General features: G+C 68.7%; 22 protein-coding genes and 1 pseudogene. 15 read left to right on the top strand and 8 right to left on the bottom strand.

Annotation, left to right across the window (positions count from 1 at the left end; genetic code table 11):
• Positions 1–89: 89 nt before the first annotated feature.
• The 5 genes from ACFYOH_RS28660 (at position 90) to ACFYOH_RS28640 (ending at position 3716) form a co-directional block, all read left to right on the top strand.
• Positions 90–758, top strand: a complete 669-nt coding sequence (locus tag ACFYOH_RS28660) for a Type 1 glutamine amidotransferase-like domain-containing protein (RefSeq protein WP_388631189.1) — start codon at positions 90–92, stop codon at positions 756–758.
• Positions 759–851: 93 nt separating this feature from the next.
• Complete coding sequence (locus tag ACFYOH_RS28655; protein ID WP_388631186.1) at positions 852–1223, top strand: VOC family protein; 372 nt, start codon at positions 852–854, stop codon at positions 1221–1223.
• Between the two features lie 115 nt (positions 1224–1338).
• Complete coding sequence (locus ACFYOH_RS28650) at positions 1339–1662, top strand: Tn3 family transposase (RefSeq protein ID WP_388631707.1); 324 nt, start codon at positions 1339–1341, stop codon at positions 1660–1662.
• A gap of 22 nt (positions 1663–1684) precedes the next feature.
• Positions 1685–2053, top strand: a complete 369-nt coding sequence (locus ACFYOH_RS28645) for a transposase (RefSeq protein ID WP_388631184.1) — start codon at positions 1685–1687, stop codon at positions 2051–2053.
• 76 nt (positions 2054–2129) lie between these two features.
• Positions 2130–3716, top strand: coding sequence for a hypothetical protein (locus ACFYOH_RS28640; RefSeq protein ID WP_388631181.1), 1587 nt, complete (start codon positions 2130–2132; stop codon positions 3714–3716).
• Positions 3717–4014: 298 nt separating this feature from the next.
• On the opposite strand, the gene ACFYOH_RS28635 is transcribed toward ACFYOH_RS28640, so the two are convergent.
• Positions 4015–4440, bottom strand: a complete 426-nt coding sequence (locus tag ACFYOH_RS28635; RefSeq protein WP_388631178.1) for a DUF4267 domain-containing protein — start codon at positions 4438–4440, stop codon at positions 4015–4017.
• 327 nt (positions 4441–4767) lie between these two features.
• Positions 4768–5214 carry an anthrone oxygenase family protein gene (locus tag ACFYOH_RS28630; RefSeq protein WP_388631176.1) on the bottom strand — a complete coding sequence of 149 codons (447 nt, stop codon included), beginning with the start codon at positions 5212–5214 and terminating at the stop codon, positions 4768–4770.
• A gap of 91 nt (positions 5215–5305) precedes the next feature.
• On the opposite strand from ACFYOH_RS28630, the gene ACFYOH_RS28625 reads away from it, so the two are divergent.
• From ACFYOH_RS28625 to ACFYOH_RS28610, 4 genes are all read left to right on the top strand, one after another.
• Positions 5306–5884 (top strand): TetR/AcrR family transcriptional regulator, encoded by a 579-nt coding sequence (locus ACFYOH_RS28625; RefSeq protein ID WP_388631174.1) that lies wholly within the window; start codon positions 5306–5308, stop codon positions 5882–5884.
• Between the two features lie 329 nt (positions 5885–6213).
• Positions 6214–6936, top strand: a complete 723-nt coding sequence (locus tag ACFYOH_RS28620; protein ID WP_388631172.1) for an SMI1/KNR4 family protein — start codon at positions 6214–6216, stop codon at positions 6934–6936.
• Between the two features lie 128 nt (positions 6937–7064).
• A complete protein-coding gene (locus ACFYOH_RS28615; protein WP_388631170.1) occupies positions 7065–7760 on the top strand; it encodes a glycerophosphodiester phosphodiesterase in 696 nt (231 codons plus the stop codon).
• Positions 7761–8141: 381 nt separating this feature from the next.
• Positions 8142–9044 (top strand): NADP-dependent oxidoreductase, encoded by a 903-nt coding sequence (locus tag ACFYOH_RS28610; protein ID WP_388631168.1) that lies wholly within the window; start codon positions 8142–8144, stop codon positions 9042–9044.
• Positions 9045–9087: 43 nt separating this feature from the next.
• On the opposite strand, the pseudogene ACFYOH_RS28605 reads toward ACFYOH_RS28610, so the two are convergent.
• A pseudogene (locus tag ACFYOH_RS28605) lies at positions 9088–9225 on the bottom strand (transposase); the annotation flags it as partial.
• Between the two features lie 539 nt (positions 9226–9764).
• On the opposite strand from ACFYOH_RS28605, the gene ACFYOH_RS28600 reads away from it, so the two are divergent.
• Complete coding sequence (locus ACFYOH_RS28600) at positions 9765–11168, top strand: alpha/beta hydrolase family protein (RefSeq protein ID WP_388631165.1); 1404 nt, start codon at positions 9765–9767, stop codon at positions 11166–11168.
• A gap of 124 nt (positions 11169–11292) precedes the next feature.
• Here ACFYOH_RS28600 and ACFYOH_RS28595 read toward each other — a convergent pair whose 3' ends face one another.
• On the bottom strand, positions 11293–12633 hold the full coding sequence (locus tag ACFYOH_RS28595) for a jacalin-like lectin (RefSeq protein ID WP_388631162.1): 1341 nt from the start codon (positions 12631–12633) through the stop codon (positions 11293–11295).
• Positions 12634–13317: 684 nt separating this feature from the next.
• On the opposite strand from ACFYOH_RS28595, the gene ACFYOH_RS28590 reads away from it, so the two are divergent.
• On the top strand, positions 13318–13443 hold the full coding sequence (locus ACFYOH_RS28590) for a hypothetical protein (protein WP_351620475.1): 126 nt from the start codon (positions 13318–13320) through the stop codon (positions 13441–13443).
• 119 nt (positions 13444–13562) lie between these two features.
• Positions 13563–15377: an ABC transporter ATP-binding protein gene (locus tag ACFYOH_RS28585; protein WP_388631157.1), complete on the top strand. Its 1815-nt coding sequence runs from the start codon at positions 13563–13565 to the stop codon at positions 15375–15377.
• Between the two features lie 87 nt (positions 15378–15464).
• Here ACFYOH_RS28585 and ACFYOH_RS28580 read toward each other — a convergent pair whose 3' ends face one another.
• The 3 genes from ACFYOH_RS28580 to ACFYOH_RS28570 all read right to left on the bottom strand — a co-directional run bounded on the left by ACFYOH_RS28580 (position 15465) and on the right by ACFYOH_RS28570 (position 19231).
• Positions 15465–16205 carry a polysaccharide deacetylase family protein gene (locus ACFYOH_RS28580; RefSeq protein ID WP_388631154.1) on the bottom strand — a complete coding sequence of 247 codons (741 nt, stop codon included), beginning with the start codon at positions 16203–16205 and terminating at the stop codon, positions 15465–15467.
• Between the two features lie 1449 nt (positions 16206–17654).
• Positions 17655–18914: a SpoIIE family protein phosphatase gene (locus tag ACFYOH_RS28575; protein WP_388631151.1), complete on the bottom strand. Its 1260-nt coding sequence runs from the start codon at positions 18912–18914 to the stop codon at positions 17655–17657.
• A gap of 146 nt (positions 18915–19060) precedes the next feature.
• On the bottom strand, positions 19061–19231 hold the full coding sequence (locus tag ACFYOH_RS28570) for a hypothetical protein (RefSeq protein WP_388631704.1): 171 nt from the start codon (positions 19229–19231) through the stop codon (positions 19061–19063).
• Between the two features lie 113 nt (positions 19232–19344).
• On the opposite strand from ACFYOH_RS28570, the gene ACFYOH_RS28565 reads away from it, so the two are divergent.
• On the top strand, positions 19345–20055 hold the full coding sequence (locus ACFYOH_RS28565; RefSeq protein WP_388631701.1) for a carbonic anhydrase: 711 nt from the start codon (positions 19345–19347) through the stop codon (positions 20053–20055).
• Here the strand turns inward: ACFYOH_RS28565 and ACFYOH_RS28560 are convergent.
• Entirely contained in the window at positions 20052–21278 is a 1227-nt protein-coding gene (locus ACFYOH_RS28560; RefSeq protein ID WP_388631148.1) for an RNA-guided endonuclease InsQ/TnpB family protein, read from the bottom strand. The genes ACFYOH_RS28565 and ACFYOH_RS28560 overlap by 4 nt on opposite strands.
• Before the next feature lie 504 nt (positions 21279–21782).
• Here ACFYOH_RS28560 and ACFYOH_RS28555 point away from each other — a divergent pair.
• Together ACFYOH_RS28555 and ACFYOH_RS28550 are read left to right on the top strand one after the other, a co-directional pair.
• Positions 21783–23063 carry an ATP-binding cassette domain-containing protein gene (locus tag ACFYOH_RS28555; protein WP_388631145.1) on the top strand — a complete coding sequence of 427 codons (1281 nt, stop codon included), beginning with the start codon at positions 21783–21785 and terminating at the stop codon, positions 23061–23063.
• A gap of 275 nt (positions 23064–23338) precedes the next feature.
• Positions 23339–24154: a class I SAM-dependent methyltransferase gene (locus ACFYOH_RS28550; protein ID WP_388631698.1), complete on the top strand. Its 816-nt coding sequence runs from the start codon at positions 23339–23341 to the stop codon at positions 24152–24154.
• Positions 24155–25134 lie beyond the last annotated feature (980 nt).

Genomic DNA, 25134 nt, shown 5'->3' with positions numbered 1-25134 from the left:
CCTGATGTAGCCATGACATGGTGGCGGCCGTGATGTGTTGGCGAACGGCTGGCTGTTGACGCGTGCGGCCAGTACCTCGGGAAGGACATATGAAGCTTCTCCTCACCGACTCCGGTATCAAGAACGCGAGCATCCAGGATGCGCTGGTCGGCCTGCTGGGTAAGCCGATTGCCGAGTCCAGCGCCCTGTGCATTCCCACCGCGGGGTATGGGGGCCCGTACGCCGATCCGGCTGGGCCATGGCGATTCATCAGCGGACGATCTCCCAGCCCCATGCCCGAGCTGGGGTGGGAGTCAGTGGGCGTGCTGGAGCTCACCGCGCTGCCCAGCATCGACGAAGCGCGCTGGGTCTCCTGGGTCAGGGAGGCCGACGTCTTGCTGGTCAATGGCGGTGACGCGCTGTACCTGTGCCACTGGATGCGGGAATCCGGGCTGGCTGACCTCCTGCCGTCGCTGCCCGACACCGTGTATGTGGGACTCAGCGCCGGGAGCACGGTGATGACCCCCCGCATCGGGCAAGAATTCATGGGCGGGAAGCCGCCCACCGGCGGCGACAGCACGCTGGGCCTGGTTGATTTTTCGATCTTCCCGCACCTGGATCATCCGGCTTGTCCGGAGAACACCTTGGCCGCGGCAGAACGATGGGCGGCCGGGATCGCGGGTCCGGCGTATGCGATTGACGAGCAGACTGCCATCAAGGTGGCCGACGGCGCCGTCGAAGTAGTGTCCGAGGGCCATTGGAAGCTGTTTGGTGGCTGATCCTGATCCGGACCATGACATGGCCTGGCTTCGCCATCCGTCGCTCAGCCGCCTTTAGGGTGTTGATCGCGGATCGACCGGCCCGGAGGTGCCATGCCCCTGCAGATGAAGTTGGTTGCTGTGACGCTCGATTGCCCCGATCCCCTGGCTTTGGCGGCGTTCTATCAGCAGGCCACCGGCCTTGAGCTGCATCCGAAGTCGGACGCAGACTTCGCGGGTCTCAACGGTGAGTACGGACTGTTCATCGGTTTCCAACGGGTCGACGATTACCGGGCTCCGAGCTGGCCTGATCAGATCGTTCCCCAGCAGCTTCACATCTGCTTCAAGATCGAGGGGGCTCTGCATGAAGCCGAGGCCCGGCTGCTGGAGATGGGTGCGGGCAAGCCGGATCACCAACCTCACGGGGACAAGGCGCGGGTCCTCACTGATTCGGCTGGGCACCCCTTCTGCATCAGCACACGCTGATTGTCTGAAGAGGCGCGGATGACGCCCCGATGTAGCGCTGACGAATCCACTGTCATCCAGGGCCTTCAGCCAACCGCCCGTGTAGCGGGCGGGTAAATGGAAGGGTTGGCATCGGCTGGGAATTCGGGCTGGGCTGGGGCGAGGCGACGCCCTGACCGGGCCGGACAAGGAGCACGCCGAGACGTCGATGCTCGCGCTGCACCTGCTCCAGTCCGCGCCCGTGCACGTCAACACCTTGCTGCTTCAGCGGGTCCTCGCCGAACCGGCCCGGGCGAAGAAGCTCACCGACGAGGACCGGCGCGGGCTGACCGCCTTGTTCTGGTCGAACATCAACCCGTACGGCACCTTCCGCCTCGACATGGACTCCGGCTCGAACTCCCGCTGCTCGCCACCCTGCCCCGCCCGCGCCGCGCGGCCGACGACGTTGGGCAGCCCATGACGGCAAAGCGGTAGCGGGGCAGTTGCTGTTCCGTCTGGCCCTGCTGCACCCGGAGATCACCATCGTCCGGGCCGACACCGCCTACGCCAAGAACGGTCTGGTGCCCTGGGCGAAGACGTGCGTTGACATCACCGTCAAGACGGTGCGGCGCCCACCGGAGGCCAAGGGCTTCGTCGTGCTCCCGCGCAGGTGGGCAGTGGAACGGTCCTGGTCGTGGATCATGCGGGCTCGACGGCACTGTCGCGACTACAAACGGTTGCCCGAGATGAGCGAGTCGCGGATCACCTGGCCCGCCAGCACATTGATGACACGACGGCTCACCCACCGCAAGAACCGTCCCGCCGAATGCCGCGACGTCGCCCACGGCTACGTGATGGCAGAAGCCGCCTGAAGACGACCAGCGGGCTCAACGGTGCCTCGCGTCGGCGTGCTTGCCGTCGTGCGGTGGGGCAGGCCAGCATGCTCGGGTGGCAGCCGATTGGTTGGAGCAGAGCCTGCTCGACGCGGTCCGCGACGGCGAGATGCTGGACCTGGCCGGTGACGGGCCGGTCGACGTGGCCGCGATGCGGTCCTGGGACAGCACTCATACCGTCCCGGCGGCGCTGATCCGTGACCTGGTCCGCGGCCGCCGGGACATCGAGGCGGACCCGCACGGGCTGCGGCTGCGCGGGGCGCGCATCACCGGCCGCGTCGACCTGGCGAACATCACCAGCGATCTGCGGGTCGAGCTGGTCGACTGCTTCGTCCCCGACGGTCTGAACCTGTGCGACAGCCAGCTGCCCGGCCTCGTGCTGGACGGTTCCTGTTTCGGGCACCCCGCGGGTTCGCACGACCCACCGGTTGACGCCGCACGCTTCACCGCGCCGGCGATGACGATGCGCGGAGCGGTTGCCAACGCCGACACATCTTCCGGCGCGGTCCGGTTACTCGGCGCCCACCTCGGTCTGCTGGATTGCGACGGTGCGCGGCTGGCGAACACGTCCGGTCCCGCCCTGCACGCCGAGTTTCTGCGGGTCGATCACAGCGTGTTCCTGCGCGACGGGTTCCGGGCCACCGGCGTCGGCGAACAGGGCACGGTCCGGTTCGCCTACGCCCATCTCGGTCGGCTGGCATGCGACGGGGCGCGGCTGGAGAACACCTCCGGTCCCGCCCTGCACGCCGACGGTCTGCGGGTCGACCGAGCCGTGTTCCTCCGGGCCGGGTTCCGGGCAACCGGCGTGGTCCAGCTGGTCGATGCCCACCTCGGTCTGCTGGAGTGCGACGAGGCGCGGTTGGAGAACATGTCCGGACCGGCCCTGTACGCCGACGGTCTGCGGGTCGACCGAGCCGTGTTCCTCCGCGCCGGGTTCCGGGCAACCGGCGCCGGACACTCCGTGCTCGCCTTGAACGGCGTGTCGGTCGAAGGTTCGCTGTGGTTGGACACCAGCGGGGTGACGCGGTCGGGTCAGGCCACAGGGGCCCTGGTCGGCATCGACGGGCTGACCTACGCGGACCTGCCGGCGCCGGTCGGGTTGTCCCGGTGGCTGGAGCTGTTGCGTGACCACACGCCCGGCTACTCCGCTCAGCCGTACCAGCAGTTGGCCGCCGTCCACCGGGCGGCCGGTCACGACAGCGAGGTGCGGGACATTCTCATGGCACAGCGGCGGGACCAGATCGACCGCGGCGGGCTTCGGCGGCGTGACCGGGCCTGGGCCCGATTCACCGGGCTGGCCCTCGGCTTCGGTTATCAACCCTGGCGAGCGCTGCTGCTGTTGTTCGCCGTCCTCGCCAGCTCGGTCGCGCTGGCGGTCATCCTCGGCGGGCCGGGCGGCGGCCTGGAGCACACCGCCCGCGCGAGCACACGCACGACGCCCTGCAGCGTCGTGGAGCGGGTCGGCGTGGGCTTGGATCTGGGTCTGCCGGTGGTCAAGACGGGGGCGCAGGACCTGTGCGCCCCCACCGGCACCCGCGCAGGGCAGACCCTCACCGTCGCGGGCTGGCTGCTGCAGCTGGCCGCGTGGGCGTCGGCCACCCTGTTCATCGCCGGCTTCACCGGCGCCGTGCGCAAGACCTGACGATTCGCCGAGAAGAAGATATGCCCGAAATCAAGATCGGTGCGGCGATCGTGAGGCGGGATTCGAACCCGCGACCTCCGCCGCGCAGGTAGGGGCGCTCTACCCGCTGAGCTACTCGGCCGGGGCGGCGTTCCGTAGGCGTCGGCAAACGACCGTTTATGGGAATCGGGGCAGGGGGGCCGCGCTGCGCCATCCCGGAGAAACGGGACCAGCCCGCCGCCCACTGGGAAGAAGATCGTGCGCCTCGCCTTTCCCGGCAGGCGCTGACAGGTGAACACCGACACGCGCCAAGGTGGCGTTAGGCGGGCTGCGGGGCGGGTGTTGCCGGAGCGGCTGCGACCTTGCGGGTCTCGCGCATTATCAGCAGGCCGTTGACCACCATCAGTGTCGCGGTCAGGCAGTGGACGCCGAGCGCGGTGGCCACGGAGCCGTGGTGGGCCAGCACGGTGGCCATGTCGCCGTACGCGGCGAGGGCCTCGACCAGCAGTACCCAGCCCAGCGCCCGGCGGTGGCCCGTCACCAGCAGAATGCCCAGGACCAGGGCCAAGACGACGTCGCGGATTCCCTTGATGATCAGGAAGCCGTCGCCATCGCCGGACGGCCAGCTCGGCAGGCCGAAGCCCGGCGCCGTCGTCTCCGGGCTCAGGATGAACTCCATCCCGAACCAGAGGATGAAGAGGATGAAGGCGGCGACCAGGACGGTGTTGATCTTCTTCAGCGACATGGTTCTTCTCCTTGCGCGTCTTCGTCAGCTTGGTGAGCTTCGTGGGGCCCGGTGAGTCGTGTGGGGCCTGATCAGGCCGCATGGACGCGGCTGATCGAGGGGCGTAGCTTGCGGGGATCGCCGTTGTGGGATTTGAGCGGCAGCTGCACCCCCGGATGTCGGGATTTCGGTGGTCAGCCGCCCCCCGGGGGAGTGGGGATTGCGCGCCTCCGGCGCGGCGTCGGCCCGCGGGGTCAGAAATCCGAAGCCCTCTCGGGGCTCACCCCGACGGGGCGAAAGCCGTCGATATACAGGGGCGAACCAGTGCGTGTCGGGGCAGCGGTGGTATCAGGCGAGGGCGGCGACCAGCAGGGTGAAGGCGGCGATGATGACGGCGACGCGGACGTAGTGGTAGCGGTTCCAGCGGTGCAGCTGTTGCTTCCAGTCGGCGGGCCGGTTGTCGGGGGTCCAGGTCTTGTTTCGGTTGTTGATCGGGACGAGCAGCAGCATCGACATGACCACGCTGAGGATCAGCAGGCCGGCGGCGGTGACGACGAGTCCGGCGCCGTGGTGGTGCCATCCGGCGACGGCCCAGATCGCGCTGAGGACGAGCGAGCCTATGTACCAGAACGGCATCAGGGCGCCGAGCATCCGGCCGCCGTGGGCGTGGCCGAGCTGGCCGCTTTCCTCGGGAAGCGCGTCCAGGATCCGGTTCATGATGAAGGCCACGGAGAACTCCACCCCCACCATCAGACCGACGATCACGGTGGTGACGACCTCGAGTGCGTTGAGCATGACGATCCCTCCGTTGAACTAGCGTCGCTAGCTGATGAGGCAACGCTAGTGCTGCTGCCGCTCGATTGTCTAGTGATGCTAGGATCGATTTATGTCGGTACAGGAACGCAAGCAGCGCGAACGGGCGGAGCGCGAGCGCCTCATCGTGGCGACGGCCCGCGAACTCGCCGAGCAGCAGGGCTGGGACGCGGTCACCACCCGCCGGCTCGCCGAGCGCATCGAATACAGCCAGCCCGTCCTCTACAGCCACTTCCGCGGCAAGCGCGAGATCATCGGCGCCGTCGCCCTTCAGGGCGCCACGGAGATGGCCGCTGCGCTGCGGGCCGCGACCTCCGCCGCGGACGGAACTCGCACCCGGGTCACCGCCCTCGCCCGCGCCTACCTCGACTTCGCCGAGCGCAATCCGGCGGTCTACGACGCCTTGTTCCAGCTCGACGGTGGCCTGGCGTACGCGCAGGAGGACACCCCGGAGCCACTGAAGGACGCCTTCGCCGCCCTGCTCGAGTGCCTCGCCGAGGTCGCCGGGGACGGCGTCCACCCGGGGCTGTTCACCGAGGTGTTCTGGGCGGCCCTGCACGGGCTGGCCACCCTGACCCGAGCCGGCCGCCTGCTGCCCAAGGACGCCGAGCCGAGGCTGGAGCTGCTGGTGGACCGGCTCGCCAAGCTCTGACACACCATCCCGGCGGGCACGCGGCCGGAGCCCTCGGGCCCCGTTGCCTGCCTGCGGCAACGCTTCCGGTCACTCGCGCCCACATGGCGGAGCCGCAGACCGCCGCGCCCCGTACCCCAGACGGGCACCCGTCCCGGAAGCTGCGATGCTCATTGATCACGACCCGATACGCGCCTAGTCGAGGCAGCCCAGCTCGGTGCCCGGGCGGCAGGGCGGGCGCGTCGGCACCTAGCTAGGAGGGCCGTCGCGCAGGCGCTGGAGGTAGCAGGGGGGCCTCGCGCCGTGGGTGTCGGTGGCGGCGCGTACGGTCTGCGCATGACTGATCAGTGGTGGGTGGACGTACGTCAGCGGGTGGAGGCGGCTGGTGCAGGGCCGACGAGCAGCAAGGTTTTCGGGGCACTGGGGGACACAAGTGGGTCCTGGAGGACCCACTCACCCAGGGCGAGCTTGCCGAACTCGAGTCTCAGATAGGCGTCAGGCTGCCGGAGGAGTACCGGGACTTCCTGCTCCACGTCGGCTCGGGCGGTGCCGGCCCCGCGTACGGCCTGTTCCCGGTTCGGCGCGTGCAGGGCCGTTGGCGTTGGGAGGGCGACGGCGCGGACCTTGCTGACCTGTCGAGGCTTGCCGAGCCGTTTCCTGACCAGGGTCCGGACCCGGGGCTGGTCAACGATGCTCTTGCCCAACGTCCCGAGGAAGAGGACTTCGACGACATCGAGGACTTCGACGACATCGAGGACTTCGACGACATCGAGGACTTCGACGACATCGAGGACTTCGACGACGCCATCGAGGCGTGGGACGAGCGGTGGGAAGCCGTCATGTTCGCCCCGGAGCGCACCGCTGGCGCGATCGTGATCTCCCACCTGGGCTGCGCCCAAAGAGAGTGGCTGATCATCAGCGGCAGCCACCGAGACACCATCTGGTCCGACTGCCGGGTGGACGACGTCGACCTCACCCCGCTCCTCGACGACCAGGGTTCGCCGGTGAGGTTCGCCCGCTGGTACACCGACTGGCTGGAGAAAGCCGAGCGCACAGCCCTGGCGACACCGTAGGGTCCCCCTTGCGCTGCTGAGCGTTGCACCTGGCCCGACGGGCCCCCGTAGGCTTGGGCACTCCGACGGACGGTCGCCCGCCGCCCGTGTGCCTGCCCCGGACCACCACACCCAAGGACGGCAACCGAGTGTCTTTCTTCACCATCGGCCACCGCGGTGTCATGGCCGCCGAGCCGGAGAACACCCTGCGCTCCTTCCTGCGGGCCGAACGCGAGGGGCTGGACGGCATCGAACTGGACCTGCACCTGAGCCGGGACGGCGAGCTGGTCGTCATGCACGACGAGACCCTCGACCGCACGACGGACGGCTCCGGTCCGATCGCCGACCAGCAGCTGGGGGAGCTCAAGAAGCTCGACGCCGGCCTCGGTGAGCGCATCCCCACGTTCGGGGAGGTGTTGGACGCCGTCGGGCCGACGCTGCCGATCCAGGCGGAGATCAAGGATGTGGGCGCCGCCCGGTCGCTGGCCAAGGTGCTCACCGACCGCGGCCTGCTGGACCGGGTCTCGGTGCTGTCGTTCCACGACGCGGCGCTGATCGAGATCCACAACCTGCTGCCACAGGCCCGCACCGTGCTGGTGGCAGGCCCCAGCGCGCACCGCGACACGTTCGTCGGCCGCGCCCAGAAGGTCGGTTCCACCCTGGTCAGCGTGGAGCTGCGCCAGCTGAACCGGGCCATCGTGGACAAGTGCGAGGCCGCCGGCATCGATGTGATGGCCTGGACCGTCAACGACGAACGCGACCTGGCGTTGGCCCGGACGCTCGGCCTGGTGGGCTGCGTGACCGACCAGCCCGGCATGAAGCGGCTGGTCGAGGCCACCGCCTGACCTCAGGGGTCCAGACCCGAACCCGCCGCCCGTGTGATGCCGAAGCGCTCTTGCAACTCCTTATGGCCCACGGCGAGTTCTGATCCTTCAATAAGGGGCTCATCACAACTGGCGGGTAGCCGGGGTCTGAAGCCGCCGGTCTCGAGTAGGGATCTCGCGTTCTCTACAGCCGCGCCTTCTCCTGTCCGCAGGCATGGGAGCCGGCGGGCTGTGCGGGGCGAGGTGGCCCCGGAGGCCGCTCGCCATGCATGGGCGGTCATGACGTAGGGTCGATGTATCGGAGTAGAAACGTGCTCTGGGGCCGAGCAGATAGCCGGACAGAGAGTACGCGCACACGCGGTATCGGACGATCCGCCACTCCTTCCGCGGAAGGAGTGCGTCATGAGGGCGGCACAGTTCAGCCGGTTCGGCGGCCCGGAGGTTCTTGAGATCGTTGACCTCCCCGATCCCCATCCCGGTGCCGGAGAGGTACGGATCAAGGTCCGTGCCGCGGGGATCAACGCCAGCGACTGGAAGAAGCGTCAGGGCCTGATGGACCAGGAACTGCCACAGACCCTGGGCTACGAGGCCGCGGGTATCGTTGACGAGGTCGGCGAGGATGTCTCGGATGTCGCGGTTGGTGACCGGGTCTTCGGAGCCTCACCATACGGAGCCGCCCAAGCGGAGTTGGCCGTCTTGTCCTACTGGGCCCCGATCTCCAGCTCGCTCGATTATGCGAGGTCTGCGGCGATCCCCGCGGCAGCCGAGACCGCGGCGCGCTCGCTCGACCAGCTTGGCGTCACAGCGGGCAGCACCGTGCTCATCAACGGGGCATCCGGCAGCGTTGGGAGCGCCGCTGTCCAACTCGCCGTGGAGCGCGGCGCGCGGGTCATCGGTACGGGTAGTCCAGCCACGCACGATGCCCTCCGCTCGCTCGGGGCCGAGCCGGTGGCATACGGCGACGGGATGCCGGAACGAGTCCGGGCCATCATGCCGGCGGGTGTCGATTTCGCACTGGACGTCGCCGGCAGCGGCGTTCTTCCCGAACTCGTGGAACTCGTGGGCGCGCCCGAGCACGTGATCGCGGTCGCCGACTTCCGTGGCGCGCAGCAGACGGGCATCCGCTTCAGTAGCGGCGACACCGGCCGCGCCACCTACGCGCTGGCCCAGGTCGCTCAAATGGCCGCAACTGGACGATTCGCCGTGCAGGTCGGCCAGACCTTCCCCTTGATCGAGGTGGCTCACGCGCACCGCGTCGGCGAAGCCGGGATTGTGCGCGGCAAACTCGTGCTCCTCATGGACTGACCGGTGTTCAAAGGGACTCTTCACGGTTGAAGGGGCAGTTGCGCCCGCGGAGGTGTCCGAGGCGGCCGTTGATCGCCTCCGTGGGACCGTTGGACGTACCGGGACGGTCGAAGTAGGCCAGCACATCGGCGGCTCGTTTCTTCAGAGTCCGGCCGAGCGTAACGACCTCGGCCAGGGCGCGAACGCCGCGGCCGATAGACGCGATGAGGGTGGCCTTGATGGCGATTCTTGAAAACGGCTCTGGCCGCAGTTCCGTGATCCGGCTTGCTCGTCAAGCCCGGAAGGGCAGTACCGTCCAGGGATGCCTATCTGGTGAGCTGCTCGTTGGCCGTCCGGCCATCACGTAGTCCTGATACTCGTCTTGGACCACACCGGAGACCCACCTTCCGCGTACTGCTCCGGTGACGTCTTTGGCGGCTGTGCGGGCGGCGCCGTCAGGCGGGTGAGCGGATGGACACCGTTCCGTTGTCCTCCCAGGCGTTCGTGTTTCTCGCCTCCGTGGGCTTTGCCCAACCCTCACCGACTGCCGCCATGTACTCCGGGCCGCTGCTGTGCCGCTGTCCGTTGCAGCGGACCGCCTTGCCCACCGGTGGGGCAGTTGAAGCGCCTGGCCGCACCTACCTGCTGTTGCGGGGCGACAGCTGGGGGCATCGGCTTTTAGGGGCAACTGCGGGCGTCGTGCGGCGGGCCGAGCGGAGCTCGGGCATACATTGGGCAGGCATGAGCCACGTTCCGCCAGATCAGGTCCTCCGCCCAGGACGGCGCGGCGCCCTATCCGGGCTCGTCGGCGTGGCGGGGGCCGCGCTGCTGGCCGCGGGCTGCACCAGCACGGAGGCCTCCTCCGAGCAGGTTCCCGCCTCGGGGACGGCCTCCCCCTCGGCAGGCGGGCCCACGCCGGGAGCGATGACCCTGTTCAGCAACCCGGAGCTCAACTTCAACGGCCTCTTGGCGCTCGGCGGGTCCGACCAGGGCAGCGGCGACGTGGGCGAGGTGCTCACGGCTGTGAACGCGATCAACAAGGCCGGTCCGTCCGCACAGGTGTACGTCGAGACCTTCAGGAAGCTCGGCGACCGTCTGATGAAAGCGCCCGAGGGCGGGAAACCCGACCGGGAGACCGCGCGCTTCCGGGCGCTGAGAGCTTCGCAGTACTACTCCCAGGCGCTCTTCTTCGTCCTCGGCTCCAAGGACCCGGGCAGCGAGGAGCAGCTGTACAAGGCCTGCCGTGCCGCCTGGGACAGCTTCTGCAAGCTGTGCGACCCGGCACCGGTGACAGCAAGTGTTCCGTATGGGAGGACTCCGCTGCCCGTGTGGCTGTTCCGCCCCGACGCATCAGGACACCGGCGCCCCACCGTCATCCTCACCAACGGCAGCGATGGACAGAACGTCGACATGTGGACGTACGGTGTCTCCGCCGCGCTGGCCCGGGACTGGAATGCACTCGTCTACGAGGGTCCTGGCCAGGGACAGATGATCTTCCTGGACCAAGTGGTGTTCAGCGCTCGCTGGGAGACGGTTGTGACGCCGCTCGTCGACTGGCTGACCGCCCGTACTGACGTGGACGCGGACAAAATCGCTCTCACCGGGCTGAGCATGGGGGGCGACTTGGCTCCCCGGGCCGCGGCCTTCGAACAGCGGATCGCAGCAGTGGTCGCGATGCCCGGCTGCCTGGATCCCTGGCTGGGCTTCGGGGAGCTACGGAAGATTCTCACTCCGGACAGACAAGAGACCAACAACGTCTGGAACAAGGACGTTGCCCCACATCTGTCGCCCGCTGAGGCGGCGACCGTGAAGAAACGCTTCGAACCCTTCTCCGCGCCGGCGATACTCGCCGCTCGCCAAGGCAGACTGTTCACCGACTTCTACACCCCCGCCAAGCTCATCAAGTCGCTGGACATCACAGACGTCGTGGGCCGCATCAAGGCACCCACGCTGGTCCTCGACTACGACTTCGAACAGTTCTACCCCGGCCAGGCGCACGAGATGTTCGACAAGCTGACGGCCCCGAAGGAATACGTGAAGCTCACCGCAGCGACCGGCGCGCAGCTGCACTGCTCGCCGATGGCGCCCAGGCAGCACTGCGAGGTGGTCTTCGACTGGCTGCAGCAGACACTTCAGGGCGGCTGACCCACCGGTACTCCAGCCTGACCTCTGTATCTGACTTCAGACCGTAGGCGTGGCCATGCGCGCGTCAATCACCTCGCACATCATTGGCGAAGTCTGTGCACTCCGGCCACGCCCGTGGCCCGGATCAGCGCTGGGTGTAGATGAAGCCGATCTTGTCGACCTCGTCACCAGAGCGGCCGTGGAAGCCGGCGATCTGCCAGCCGGAGGGAGCTGTGCGGGTGACGCAGTCGGAGGTCGTGGTGCCGCCGGCCAGGGCGCGTCCCAGGTTGGTGGTGAACCTGGCGTAGAAGATGCGGCTGTGGCCGTCCGTCTGCCCCTGGCACAGGTAGGCGGAGGTGACGTACTCGTCGCTGCCCAACGTGAGGGAGGAGGCGGTGCCCCCGGTGCCGCCGTGGGTCAGGGTGGTGCCGCCGGCCAGGGTCAGGCTCATCTGGTCGACGCGGGCACCGCTGCGCAGGGCGACGGTAGTGGCGTGACCGCCGGCCGGTACGGCGTCGATGTCGTCGAAGTAGTCGCCGTGCGGGCCGCCGAACTGGTCACTGAGCTGGAAGGCGGCGCTGCGCGACCAGGAGAAGCCGACGGTGACCGGGTCGTGGTCGGAGAGCATGAGCCCGTTGTCGGTGAGGAACTTGGTGTGTTCGTTGTTGTAGGCCGTCGCGTTCAGCGAGACGAGCTTGCTGCCGCGGTAGAGGATTTTGTCGACGACCTCGCAGGTGTTGGGCACGGTCGTCCCGGACTGGTCGCACACGAGGGCATCGCTGCCCTTGGCGGGCGGAGTCCCGCCCCGTATCAGCTGGACCCAGGCGTCCGTCAGGCCGTTGGCGGAGGCGAACTCGGCGATGGTGTCACCGGTGCGGGTGTAGCGGGTGTTGGTGTCGCCCATGACCACGACCGCGTTGCCCGCGGAGTGGGTCTTGATGAAGTCGGTGAGCTGGCTGAGGTTGTCCGCACGGGAGGCGAGGTCACCGTCGTTGGTACCGGCGTTGGTGTGCAGGTTGTAGAAGTCGACGTAGACGCCCTCGGTGAGGCGTACGCGCATGAACGTGAAACCCTTGGGGGTCAGGCAGTCGCCCGAGTCGTACTGGCAGGAGCGCCAGTGCACCCGCTCGAAGTCGTCCACGTCGTAGGGGATCTTCGACAGTGTGTTGAGCCCGCTGCCGATGCCCGCGCCGCCGCTGGTGGGGGTGCGGTAGGTGTGCGCGGTGTCGCCGGCGTACAGATAGGAGTGGTAGTTGAAGTCCTCCTCGACGTGGACGATGTCGTAAGGCGCGATCCGCTGACCGATCGCCGTGGTGCTGGACTCGCGAGGCGTCGGCGCGCTGGACAGGCCCTCGGGCAGTCCGGCGACGTTGTAGGTGAGAACGCTGAAGGTGCCCGAATCGGCGGCCACGGCGGAGGGGGCAGCCGCAGTGAGCCCGCCTAGGACGGCGGCTGCCGCCGCCAGGCAGGCGAGGAGTCTGCGCATGTGGGTGTGTCTCCTGGGGGAAAGCGGTTTCGGTCGGGAACGCCAAAGAAGTTACCGCCGGTTACGCCGAGCTGTCGGCGGTTTGGCTCTTCTTTCCGGAGCAGTCGCCGACCGCGCATGGATGGTTCGGGTCCTGGCCGTGGAGGAGCCGTGGAGCGCTGATCGCGTCCGCGAAGGGGTGTGTGGATGCGGAGTGGCGGCAAGTCAGAGGGGCGCCGACGGAGCGACAGGCCGGGCGGAGCGGGAGCAGCGTTGCGGTGTGACGAGCGAACGGCCCCGGCCGGCGCAGGGTTCCCCGTGACACATCTTGGGGATGCGTGCTCGGCCGGTCGCGGCATCGAGTGTTCCACGAGCTCAGCTTCCACGACGCCGAGAGTTTGCCTCAGTTCACCGTCGAGTCCCGCTTGGCTCACGCCCTCCACATGCCGAGCCCGGTGGGGTGTACGTGCCCCTCGTCGTCCCTCGGGCCACAGGAGAGCGTGCCGGGTGTGGTATCAGGGCGAGCACTTCTTCACAAGTATTTCGTCGCATTCCCGGGCGTGGAACTGGTAAGGGAACATAGCCCAACGCTCACTTTTCTTCTTGAGCGAGGCGTCAGCCGCCTCCGTACTCACGGATGCAACGCACAAACGAAGTCAGCGGCGACCATAGCTGTTTGACGATCTGTCAGGAAGGGATGTCGACATGTCCTTCGCCAAGATCATGCTGGCCAAGAAGGCCAAGAAGAAGGAGTGCGGCGCTGCCGGCGAGGCCAAGCACCACAAGAAGAAGCACCATCACCGCAAGCACAAGAAGGCCGCTGCCAAGTAGCACGGCGCCGCGGAACAGAATCACACAGGCAGGCGGTGCCGGGGTCTGTTCGTGCAGCACAGGTGCGCGACTGATCCCGGCACGCCGTCGGATCGGGCAGTGCCCAGGAAGCGCCGGCCATGCACACAGCAGCACCCGCCACCGTGCCCGTGGCCGAATCCGGGGCGGGCCCCGCGGCCAGCGCCTCGTCCCGGATCCGGCACGCCCGTATCTCCCCTTTGGCTGCGTTCCGGACGTTCTGGCCGCTGGTCAGCGTCAACCGCGCGGCCATCCTGGCGTCCGCCGTGCTGCTGCTGGTGTCCGCCGGGTGCGACGCGGGCGCGATCGGGATCGTCGGTGTCGTCACCGATGACGCCCTCACTCCCGGCGACCTCACTGCCTTCTGGGAGCCTGCCGCCTTCTGGCTGGGGCTCGCAGTGGCCGGTGCGGTCGCCTCCGCGGCGGGCGGTTATCTCGCCGGATGGACCAGCGAGCACTTTCTGCTCGGCCTGCGCGACCGCGTCTTCCAGCACCTCCAGCGGGTCCCGCCGGACGCCCTGGACCGCTTCGGCACCGGCGACCTGGTCTCCCGGCTGACCGGAGACATCGAGTCCGTCGAGTCACTGGTCGCCTCCGCGCCCGTCGAACTGATCACCTCCGCCGTCGGCGCGGCGGTGTTCGCTGCGGCGGCCTTCTGGACCAGCTGGCAGCTGGCCCTGATCACGCTGGCCGCTGCCCCGTTGATCTGGTTCGGCGCCCGGGTGTTCGGCACTCTGATGCGCTCCGCGACCCGCGCTGAACGTGACAGCAACGGCCGGCTGGCCTCCCTACTGGAGGAGAGCCTGGCCAACATGCCCTTGGTGCAGGCCTACGGTCGGCAGCAGGCCGAGCGCAGCAAGGTGCACCGCGAGGGGCGCAACTGGATGCGCGCCGGCCTGCGGCAGATCCGGTTGTCGTCGGTGTACGGACCGATGGGTGAACTGGTCGAGACGCTCAGCGTGCTGGCCGTGATCGGCGCCGGCGCCTGGCAGATCTCCGAACACCACCTCAGCGTCGGTGGCCTGCTCTCCTTCGCCGCCTTCCTCGGCTATCTCCACCCCAAACTCCAGGAACTTGGCGAGCTCGTCGTCAGCGCCTCCTCCGCCACCGCCGCCTGCGAACGCCTCATCGAGGTGCTGCGTACCGGACCCCTCCCCGACGCCGCGCCCCGCGAGGACGTCCCGCCGCTCGCCGAACCGGTCCGCGGGGCTGTCACCTTCCAGAACGTCGGCTTCTCGTATGCCGGCAGCGGGCACCCCGTGCTGGAACGGGTGCACCTGGACATCGCACCCGGCCTGCTCGTCGCGGTCACCGGACCCAGCGGCACCGGCAAGTCCACTCTCGCCAAGTTGCTGCTGCGTTTCCACGAGCCGTTTCGAGGCCGCATCCTCCTCGACGGCCGGGACATCGCCGAACTCCCGCTCGACGAGGTGCGCCGCCACATCACCCTACTTCCGCAGGACAGCATGCTCTTCGACGGCACGGTCCGCGACAACATCGCCTACGGCCGCCCCGACGCCACCGAAGCCGACGTACTCGCCGCCGCCGACGCGGCGGACGCCCATGACTTCGTCACTGCGCTGCCCCAGGGCTACGACACCCCGGTCGGCAAACGGGGCAACAGTCTTTCCGGCGGCCAACGCCGCAGGATCGCACTCGCCCGCGCCATGCTCCGCACCGCCCCCGTGCTGATCCTCGACGAACCCACCGCCGGACTCGACGATGCCTCCACCGCCCGCATCATGGCACCGCTTCGCCGCCTCATCGCCGGGCGCACGACCTTTCTCATCACCCACGACCTCCGCCTGACGGCTCAGGCCGACCTCCTCGTCCGTCTCACCGACGGCACCGCGGTCATCACGACCCCGGCCCAGTTGTCGACAACAGGCGTGCAGCCTGAGCACGAGGCTGCTTGAGACTCGACATGAACCCGGTTCATGCCCACCCGTCCCGCCCGTACCGTGACGGTCTCCGGCCCCCGTGAGGGCTGCTCGCACCCTCCGCTATGGACGGTGGTCGTACACCAGCCCGGGGCGCAGGGCTCCGGACGTGGCGAACAGTTGGGGCACCGTGACCAGGGCATAGCCACGGGACTGGAGGGTGCGGACGATGGTGGGGACCGCCGGCGGGGTGGTCGCGTACCGGTCGTGCAGGACGACGATCGCGCCCCGTCGTACGAGGGTCAGCACCCGGTGCTCGATCAGGTGGGGGTTGTGGTTCTTCCAGTCCTTGGCGCTGACGTTCCACATCACCACCGACAGCCGCGCCGCACCGGCCGCCGACCGCACCTTGTCGTTCAAGGCTCCGAAGGGGGGCCTGAAGAGGGTCGGGCGATGCCCGGTGACAGAGGCGATCTGCGCTGCCGCAGTGTTCAGCTCATACTCGATCCGGGCGAGCGGGAGGCGGGTGAGGCGTGAGTGGGTGACCGTGTGATCGCCGATCGCATCACCGTCGCGCTGCTCCCTGAGGACGACGTTCCGGTACCGCAGAGCCCGTGGTCCGATGAGGAAGAACGTGGCGACGGCATGCCGGCGCTCCAGTGTCCCGAGGATGGGCGCCGTGTATCGGGTCGGCCCGTCGTCGAAGGTCAGGGCGACACACTTGGTGACCTGGCAGTCGACGGCGGGGGCCGATGTTCCGCTGGTGGATCCGGAGGGTCCGGCGGGCGCGCGGGACAGCGCGGCGGCGGTGGGCGGCGAGGCGAGTACGGTCGCGGCCGCGCATGCGGCTGCAGCCGTCACCATGCACCGCCACCCTGTTCTTGCAGGCATGGCAGCCACCTCGATGACAGCACGACGATCGTGTCTTCAGGGTCGCCGGTCCGACCGGATTCGGCATCGCACGATGGATGTGAGAAGCTCCAGAAACAGCTAAGTTCTATGTAAATTGCCTGGTAGGAGAGCCGGGCACAGGGTTCCGCCTCATACCGGTTCCTAGCTTTGGCGCCGGGGAGGAGCCGCCATGCGATGGACCATGAACGACCTTCCCGGCCCACCGGCCGAAGTTCCGTGGTCACCGGCGCCAACGGCGAGCTGCGATTCTCCACGGCGCGCGAGCTGGCCTGTGGTCCGCAGGAGACACCCCGACGGGTGCGGGTGCCACTGCTGACGCCAGGGTGGGCACTCGCGCGAGGTCACTTGCGGACACGTTCGATCTTCCACCGGGCCCGCTGCTCGCCTTTACGCCGCGCGCACCGTGCTGCGGTGGGGCTCGTTGTCAGCGAGCATGGAGCCGGACGGGACGCCGTAGTGCGCCGCGATGACACCGCTTACGGTCGCCGCACCACGGATCGGCTTTCGTGCGCGGTCGTCGGCTTTGACCCTGCTGGGGCTCACACGTGATCGGCAGGGGGGCGAACGTGCCCGGTTCCAGCGGACGCCGGCGGGCACGTTGCCTCGCTTCTTTCCCTGTCGGACCTGCCTCACCGCTGACGGTGGCGAGTGTACGGCGCGTCTTGTGATGAGGGACGCCTGCGCCACGGTGGTGCTGAGCATCGTGGGCTGGGACGCGGCGCGGGCAGTGGAGGCTGGGCGGGTCGGCGTAGGTCATCGGACATGGGTGGGTCGGCCGTCGGGCATGGCGGGCCGGACTTCGACGGCGAGGCTTCGTCGTCGGGCCTGTGGTGGCGGGCGCGCTACTGGCCGAGTTCGTTGCCCCGGATGGCCTTCCGCCTGCCGGCTGCGACGCTCCCGTGGGTCCGCTCGGTGGGCAGGTACCCGTACCGCCGTCTGAGCTCCCCGTTTGAGCCACTCCCGCCGCCTGGGCCAATGCCCGGCGACAGGCAGGGGTCCCACGGTGGCAGAGGGCGGCGGGGGGACGGCGGAATCGGATCACCACCGTGCGTCGACGTGCCGCTCGCCGCCGCAGTGCAGCCAGGCCAGGTGTCCCTCGGATGATGCCGGCTCCGCGGAGCCGCCGGAGGCCGCGGAGACAACGCCCGATGCACCCCCGGCGAGCCGCGACTGCTCAGGTGCCGTGGATCGCAGCCCCTTCCGGTGCCCGCGGTCACCTGACCACACGAGGCGGCGTACGTGGCTGACCGGTGCCAGCCATCCAGCCTCGATGCGGTGGTCCAGGTCCCGGCACCAGAGGCCAGGCCGGATTCCCTGCTCCTCGGCGGCCTTCTCGATCGCGGCCCGGTCGCACCGGCCGGCCGTCTCATCCGTCCGGGCCGAGGCCCGAAGCCGGCCCGATCAGTACGGTCGGGTCGTTCGGTCCAGGCGGGCGACGACCATGGCGATGTCGTCGTCGGCGCCGCTGGCGAGGTCCAGGCCGGCGAGGAGGGCGTCGGCGAGGTGTTCCGCGCCGAACTCGGTGCAGGTGGCGAGCATGTCGGTCAGGCGGGTCAGGCCGGCGTCGATGTCCTCACCGCGGCGTTCGATCAGGCCGTCGGTGTAGAGGATGAGGGTGTCTCCGGGCGTGTAGGTCTTGTTGGCCTGGGGGCGGGGGACGTGTTCGGGGCGGGCGCCCAGCGGGGGGTCGGTGGCCTGGTCGAGGAGTTCGCAGGTGCCGTCAGGGTGCAGCAGGACGGGCGGGGGGTGGCCGGCGCTGCTGTAGATGAGCAGGTGGCTGTGGCAGTCGACGAGGACCTGGACGGCGGTGGCGGCCAGTGCTCCCTCGACCGAGCGGGCGTACAGGCCGAGGACCTCCAGTGCTTGGGCGGGGCCGTGGACGGCGCGGGTGGCGGCGCTCAGCGCGCTGCGCAGTCGGCCCATGACGGTGGCGGCCATCAGCCCGTGGCCGACCACGTCGCCGACCGTGACGGTGAAGCGGTCCGCGGGCAGGTCGACCGCGTCGTACCAGTCGCCGCACACGTTCAGTGATCCGGTCGCGGGCAGGTAGCGGACGGCGATGTTCGGGTGTCGGGCCAGGTCGGGGGAGTGGAGCATGGCTTCTTGGAGGGCGACGGCGATGCGCCGCTCACGGGCATGGGCCTGCCGCAGTTCCTCGTTCAGCTGTTGCAGCTGCCGCGCCCGGGCGTACAGCTCGGCTTCCATGGCCGCTTCCCGGCCAGGGCGGACCGACGGCAGGTGTGCCGTGCGGCGGGCGCGGACGACGTCGGTCATGTCCTCGGACCGGTGGAGGATCCAGGCGACCCTGCCGTCGGGGCCGAGGACGGGCACGTTGATCGCGGTCCACCACCGCTCCTTGAACACCTCGAGGTTGCCGGCGACCGGGATGTCGTACTTCTGCAGCGCCATGTGATCCGTCTGGCCCGAGGACAGCACCCTGTGCAGAGAGGCTTTCAGCGTCGCCACCCCGTCGGCCTCCGAGTCGGCTGGGTTGTCCGGGAAGACGTCGAAGAGGTACTGCCCGACCAGCTCGACCCGGCTTCGTCCCGTCACCACACAGAAGGCCGAGTTGGCATCGGCGATCACCAGGTCCGTGCCGAGCACCACGCACGGGCTCGGAAGGGCGGCGAACACCCCTGTGTAGTCGATCTTTGGTGTCACACGCATTCCCTGCCAGTCGCTCGCTGTTCAATCTACGAAAAGTCCAGCTCCCGCGCTCGTCGAGTCGCTCGTGGGCGGCTGGTGGCAGCGGCGCCGCTCATCGGGCGTACGCCGTGATCGGGGCCCGCATGGTTGTGTGGTGAGGCTTACGCATGGCGAGGCGGTGCGGGCGGTCCGTTGAGGGCCGGACAGCTTGCGCAGCGCACTGAGGAGGCGGATCGAGGGCGATCGCCCGGCGTCTGGGCGTGCCGACCACGGAGGCACGGAGGCCGTCGACCGTGGACCCGGCCGCGCGTGTCTGCTGGGCCGGCCGCAATCTGCGGCCATGACAGAGATCAAGGCCGCATCCCCCCCGTGAAGCCTTCGAGCTGCTGCTGGCCGGTAACCAGCGGTTCGTCGCGGGTGCCCTGGCGCCCCCGAACCAGACGCCATACGCCGCACCGAGGTCGCTCCGTCCCAGCGCAGTGGGTGCTCCGACTTCCGCCTGGCCGCCGAGATCGTCTTCGATCGCGGTCTGGGCCATCTCTTCGTGGTGCGCACCGCCGACCACGTCATGGGACCGGAAGTGATCGGCAGCATCGAGTACGGCGTCGACGTGCTGGACTGCCCCCTGGTAGCGGTCCTCGGCCACGACTCGTGCGGGGCGGTCGGCGCGGCCTGCGCCCCGCTGGAGGACGGCATTGCGCCAGCCGGCTACGTCCGGGACGTCGTCGAGCGAGTCACTCCCAGCGTGCTGGCGGCGAGGGCCGCCGGACGCCTGAGTGCCGGAGAGATCCTCGCGGAGCGCATAAGGCACACCATCGACCTGCTGCTGGACCGCTCCCGCGTCCTGGCCGAACGGGGTCGCCGCCGGACAGGCCGCTGTGGTGGGCCTGTGCTACAGCCTGGCCGACGGAACCGCACGCCTCGTCACCGCCCGTGGCCTGGACCCACCGGGGGCATCCGGTGGGCGCCCACGCAGGCCCACCGAACGGCGTCGCGGCGTAGGGTCGTTCGAGATCTTGTGGATGCTGCCGACGTGACACTCGTCGCACACGACCCATACGAGCCGGCCGACGTCGTATCCGTCCCGGTCGAATATCCGCAGGGTGCGGTAGCCGGTCGGATGTGGTGGGGGCCATTGACATCCTCGCCCACCTAAAGGAGGGCGATTCCCGTCTGCCGCGCCGTTGTCGGGTGCGGCTCCGGGTGGGTTCCTGCTTCATCGCGCTGTGCCGGTAGGGATACCGGTCTTACCTGCGCTCCACGGGCTGACACGGCCAGTCCGGCTGCGTTCGCGACGTTGACCGCCGCGTTGATGTCCCGGTCCAGGACGGTCCCACAGGTCCCGCAGGTCCACTCTCGGACGTGGAGGGGTTTGGGGCCGTCCTTGACGCCGCAGGCCGAGCAGACTTGAGAGGTGGGCTCGAAGCGTCCGATGCGCACGAAGGTGCGCCCGTACCGGCTGGCTTTGTATGCGAGCATGGTCACGAACTGCGACCATCCGGCATCGTGCACGGACTTGGCCAGGCGTGTGCGGGCGAGTCCCTTGACCGCCAGGTCTTCCACCGCGATGGCTTGGTCTTCGCGGATCAGCGTGGTGGAGAGCTGGTGGTGGAACTCCCGCCGTGCGTCCGCGACGCGGGCATGCGCCCGTGCGACGCGCACCCTGGCCTTGTTCCGGTTGGCGCTGCCCTTCTCCTTGCGGGACAGGGAGCGCTGTGCCTTCTTGAGCTGTTTCTCAGCCCGGCGCAGGAAGCGGGGGCTGTCGATCTTCCGGCCGTCCGAGAGGACGGCGAAGTGCCCCAGCCCGAGGTCGATGCCGACCTCGGGTATTGCCGGCATCAGGACTTCTTCGGGGCCGGTCTCGATGACGAACGAGGCGAAGTACCTACCCGCGCTGTCCTTGATGACGGTCACGGTGGTGGGGGTGGACGGCAGGGTGCGTGACCACGTCACCGTCAGGTCGCCGATCTTGGGCAGGCGCAGCTTTTTACCGGGTGTGATCTTCCACCCGGCATTCGCGGTGAATCGGATCGCCTGCCGGGTATCCCGCTTCGACTTGAAACGGGGCGGCCCCATCTTGGGGCGCTTGCCCTTGAGGGAGCCGAAGAAGTTCCGGTAGGCGGTGTCCAGGTCCCGAAGGGACTGCTGGAGGATCACCGACGACACTTGGGTCAGCCACGCCCGCTCGGGCGTCTTCTTCGCGACCGTGAGCCGCTTGGAAAGCTCACCGGAAGTGACGAACGGCAGCCCGGCGGCGCGGGCGTCCTCGCGGACGCGCAACGCGTCGTTGAAGACCACCCGTGCGCACCCGAACGCCCTGGCCAGCGACTGACGCTGACCAGCGCTCGGGTACACGCGGAACGAATACAGAAGCTGCATGGCGATCACCATACATACCCACGCTGGACTCCAAATCCCGATGTGCGCACGGGCGTCACGTCATCGTGGGGCGGACACTTCTGTTCCGGCTCCTACTTCGCCGGCATCTACGCAGGGGCGCCCCTGACCGTCGTGAAGCTGTACATCAAGAATCAGAAGCGCCCCGCGGGCTGAGGTGAACAGTGCGGACCCGTGCCCCTGGTGCGGTCAGAGCAGTTCTGAGATGGCCTTCACCCCCGGCGTAAACGCCGGAGCACTGGCCAAGATCAAAGAGGAACCGGACCTCGTTGCGCCAGGTGGTCAGCCGGATCGAACGCCGGCGGCGCGGCGAGGGGCGCTCGGGTGTGGGTGGCGTCACTGGCTCCTCCTCGGTACTGCGCAAGTCGCCACACCGCACGGTTCACGAGTTCGAGTGGATCTTGCGCTCGTGCCGTCCCGGGACGATCCGGGACGATCCGGGATGGCGCACCCTGGCATGCCTAACTCCCTTACGGAAGGACCGGCTTGAGTACAGGAAGTGCTTCTGACGAACCCGCCTCCGACAAACCGGCCGAGGAACTCCGGTTCGAGTCCCCTCGCCTCACCGTCCTGCGCCGCCAGCCCGCCACCACCTTTGGGATGGCCCGGCGCCTTCCGTACCTCATGCGCTGCGCTCTCGCTCTCGCCTGGAAGATCGACCGGCGCGCCGTCGTCTCCCTGCTGACCTGCCAGGGACTCTCCGCCGGCCTGGAAGCGTTCGGCCTGGTCGCCACCACCAGCACCATCACGGCCCTGGTTGCCTCCGGACACATTCAGCACCGGCTCACCAGCGCCGCCCCGGCCATCGCCGCCCTCGCCATCGCGGCCGGGGCCCGAGCCCTCCTCGCCATCGCCATCACGAACCTGTCCTGGCGGCTGTCCCCGCGGATCTCCCGCGAAGCCGAGCTGGAGATGCTGAACGCCGCCGTCGCGGCCGAGCTGACCGCCTACGACCAACCGGGCTTCAACGACCGGTGGGACAACGCCGACCGGGGCGCCGAACTCGCCCAGGACTTGATCACCCAGTCCCAGCAGCTCATGGCCTGCGCCGCGTCCATCATTGCCGCAGCCGGAGTCCTGACCGCCCTCCACCCCGTCCTCCTCCCGCTGCTCCTCCTGGCCGTCCTCCCGCAGGGCCTCGCCAGCATGAAAAGCGCCCAGGTCACCTACGAAGCCAGCCGTGCCATGTCGTCCGAACGGCGCATCCTCGCCCTGCTGCGTTGGTACATCGTGGACAAGGAAACCGCCGACCAGGTCCGCGCCGGCACCATGGCCCCGTTCCTCCTCGGCCTGTACCGGAAGATCGGCGCCCGCGTGGACACCATCACCGACCGCGCCATCAACCGAGGAGGCCGCTACCAACTCCTCGGCGCCCTCGCGGGAGGCATCGGATCCCTCATCGTCTGGAGCGCGCTCGCGGCACTCCTGGCGACCGGCCACATGTCCGTAGCCTCCGCCGGAACCGCAGTGTTCGCCCTGCGCACCTTCGGCTCATCCCTGCGAGGCCTCGTCGGCTACGGCACCCAACTCTTCCGCACCGGCCCGTACTTCGACGACTGGGTCGACTTCATCGAGGAAGCCGGCGGCCACCGCATGAACCGCGGAACCCGCTCTCCCGCCTCCCCGAACACCGTCAAGACGGAGAACCTCACCTACATTTATCCAGGCGCCGAGAAGCCCGCCCTTGACGGCGTCACCCTGGAGGTTCGCCGGGGCGAGGTCCTCGCCCTGGTCGGCGAGAACGGATCCGGCAAGACCACGTGCTGATGTCTTGGCCTTCTTCATCCCACCAGTTCTCACGCCGCGTGACGTGCACGTCGTAGTCCATGGCCAACGAGGGTAGACCGCAGTACTGACATGATCGCGAAGTCACACTGGAGTACTAGGTGATCGATTCCAGGGGGTTTAGTGGTCGCAGGCGGTCAGTGCGCGCATGACCGGCTGGCCGCGCACGAACCTGGCTCCACTCATCAGGCCCCTGGGAATCGATCATCTAGGCTGGCGCGGTGACTGATGAGCAGGAGCGGGTGCAGCCGTCGGGAGTGTGGGCCACGGCGGTGGGGGTGGCCAGGGTGCGGGCGCTGGAGACCGAGCGGGAGGACGCGCTGTTCCGCGACCCACTGGCACAGGCCTTCGCCACCGCCGGCGGCCTGGGGCCCTCCTCGCCGCCGCTGCCCGGTGACGAGGCCGCGCGACGCCGCCGGCTGGGCGTGGCGTTCTCCATCGTCATCAGGACGAAGTTCCTCGACGACCTGTTGCAGCAGGCCTCCGCGACCGGGGTTCGGCAGGTCGTGCTGCTCGGCGCCGGCATGGACAGCCGGGCCTTCCGGATGGACTGGCCCGAGGGCACCTGGCTGTTCGAGGTCGACACCGCCGCGCCACTGGACTTCAAGGCTTCGGTGCTGCGCCAGGAGCGGGCCGTCGCACGCTGCGAACGGATCACCGTCGCGGTGGATCTGCGTGAGGACTGGCCAGCCGCGCTGGCCGCCGCAGGACACGACCCGGCGGTGCCGACCGTGTGGATCGCCGAAGGACTGCTGATCTATCTGCCCGAGGACGCGGTGGAGCTGCTGCTGGCCCGGATCAGCGCGCAGTCGGCGGCAGGCAGTCGGATGGGGCTGACGTTGGGCTCGCGCGGCGTGATCGAGCGCTTCGGCGTAGACGCCGTGCCGGGATCGGCGGCGTCCATGTGGGTCTCGGAGATGCCCGACGACCCGGTGGGCTGGCTGGCCGGGCACGGCTGGGAGGCCGAGTGTCACACCCTGCGCGAGTGCGCTGCCGCCTACGGCCGCCCGATCAGCACCCCGCCGCAGCGCGAGGAGCGGCCCGGCGGACTGATCTCGGCGGTCCGCCGGTAGAGCGCCTCCCGGTTCCCCAGATGATCGATTCCAAGGGGGCCTGATGAGTGAGGCCGGGTTCATGCGCGGCCAGCCGGGCATGCGCGCACTGAACGCCTACGACCACCAAACCCCTTGGAATCGATCATCCAGAGGCTGACGACGAGTCGCCGGTTCAAACGGCTCCACAGTTGAGTGAACGCCTTGTCTTGGGCTAAGAGAGGGCACGCGGATGATCTCAGCTCAAGCCGGGCGGCGCCGCCTTGCCACGGCCGCTGTCCGGCTCTGCACCGGCCGGGCGAACCGTTTCTTCCACTCCCCGCCGCGGCGACTTCTTCCCCACAGCCATCGCAGCAGCCGCACGAGCCAGCTGCGCTTGCACCTGCTCGAACGCTCGCGACCTTGACCGCTTCCGCTTATGACTTCCGCTCATACACGTTCAACGCCCCACCGCGCGGTCCGTAACCGCAATACCCCCAAATGGAGCACAAACTTAGGCCTTGGGCAGCGTCATGCGACGCCCACCGATGGACGAACCCACCCCGAACCTGATCGCGTCCCGCGAAGTGGTGTAGCGATGTGGAGTCCACGACTCCGCACGTCACGCACGTCGACAGGGCCGACGCCCGGGCAGAGGCCGCTCCGATGGCCTGGAACAGCATCGACACCGACCGAGGAACCTCGGCGGTGATCACCATGGAGGCGGTAGCCGGAGCGAGGTGGTCCGGATTCCGACACCACTGGGCGGGACACCATCCCGAACCTGGGCCGGGCCTGTGATGATCCGACTGCTTCCCACTGCTCCTGACCGATCGGGGAAAGCCAAGGACTACGGAACCCGCGTTGTGGCCGCCTGGCCCCGCACCGTCCGCGGTCTTTCCCTCGGCGCCTGATCGTGTCCCATTCAGTGCGTTAAGGGTGTGCGCGCCCTGTCAAGAAGGCGGGCCACCACCTCAGCCAGCCGTAGACGGCGGAGGAGTGCAGCCGGCATCAGGTCCGGG

Origin of the sequence: Streptomyces sp. NPDC007856 (assembly GCF_042868225.1) — a bacterium.
Taxonomy (GTDB): Bacteria; Actinomycetota; Actinomycetes; order Streptomycetales; family Streptomycetaceae; genus Streptomyces.
The sequence above is the reverse complement of the archived record's forward strand: the minus strand, read 5'-3'. Positions and strand labels throughout refer to the sequence as shown.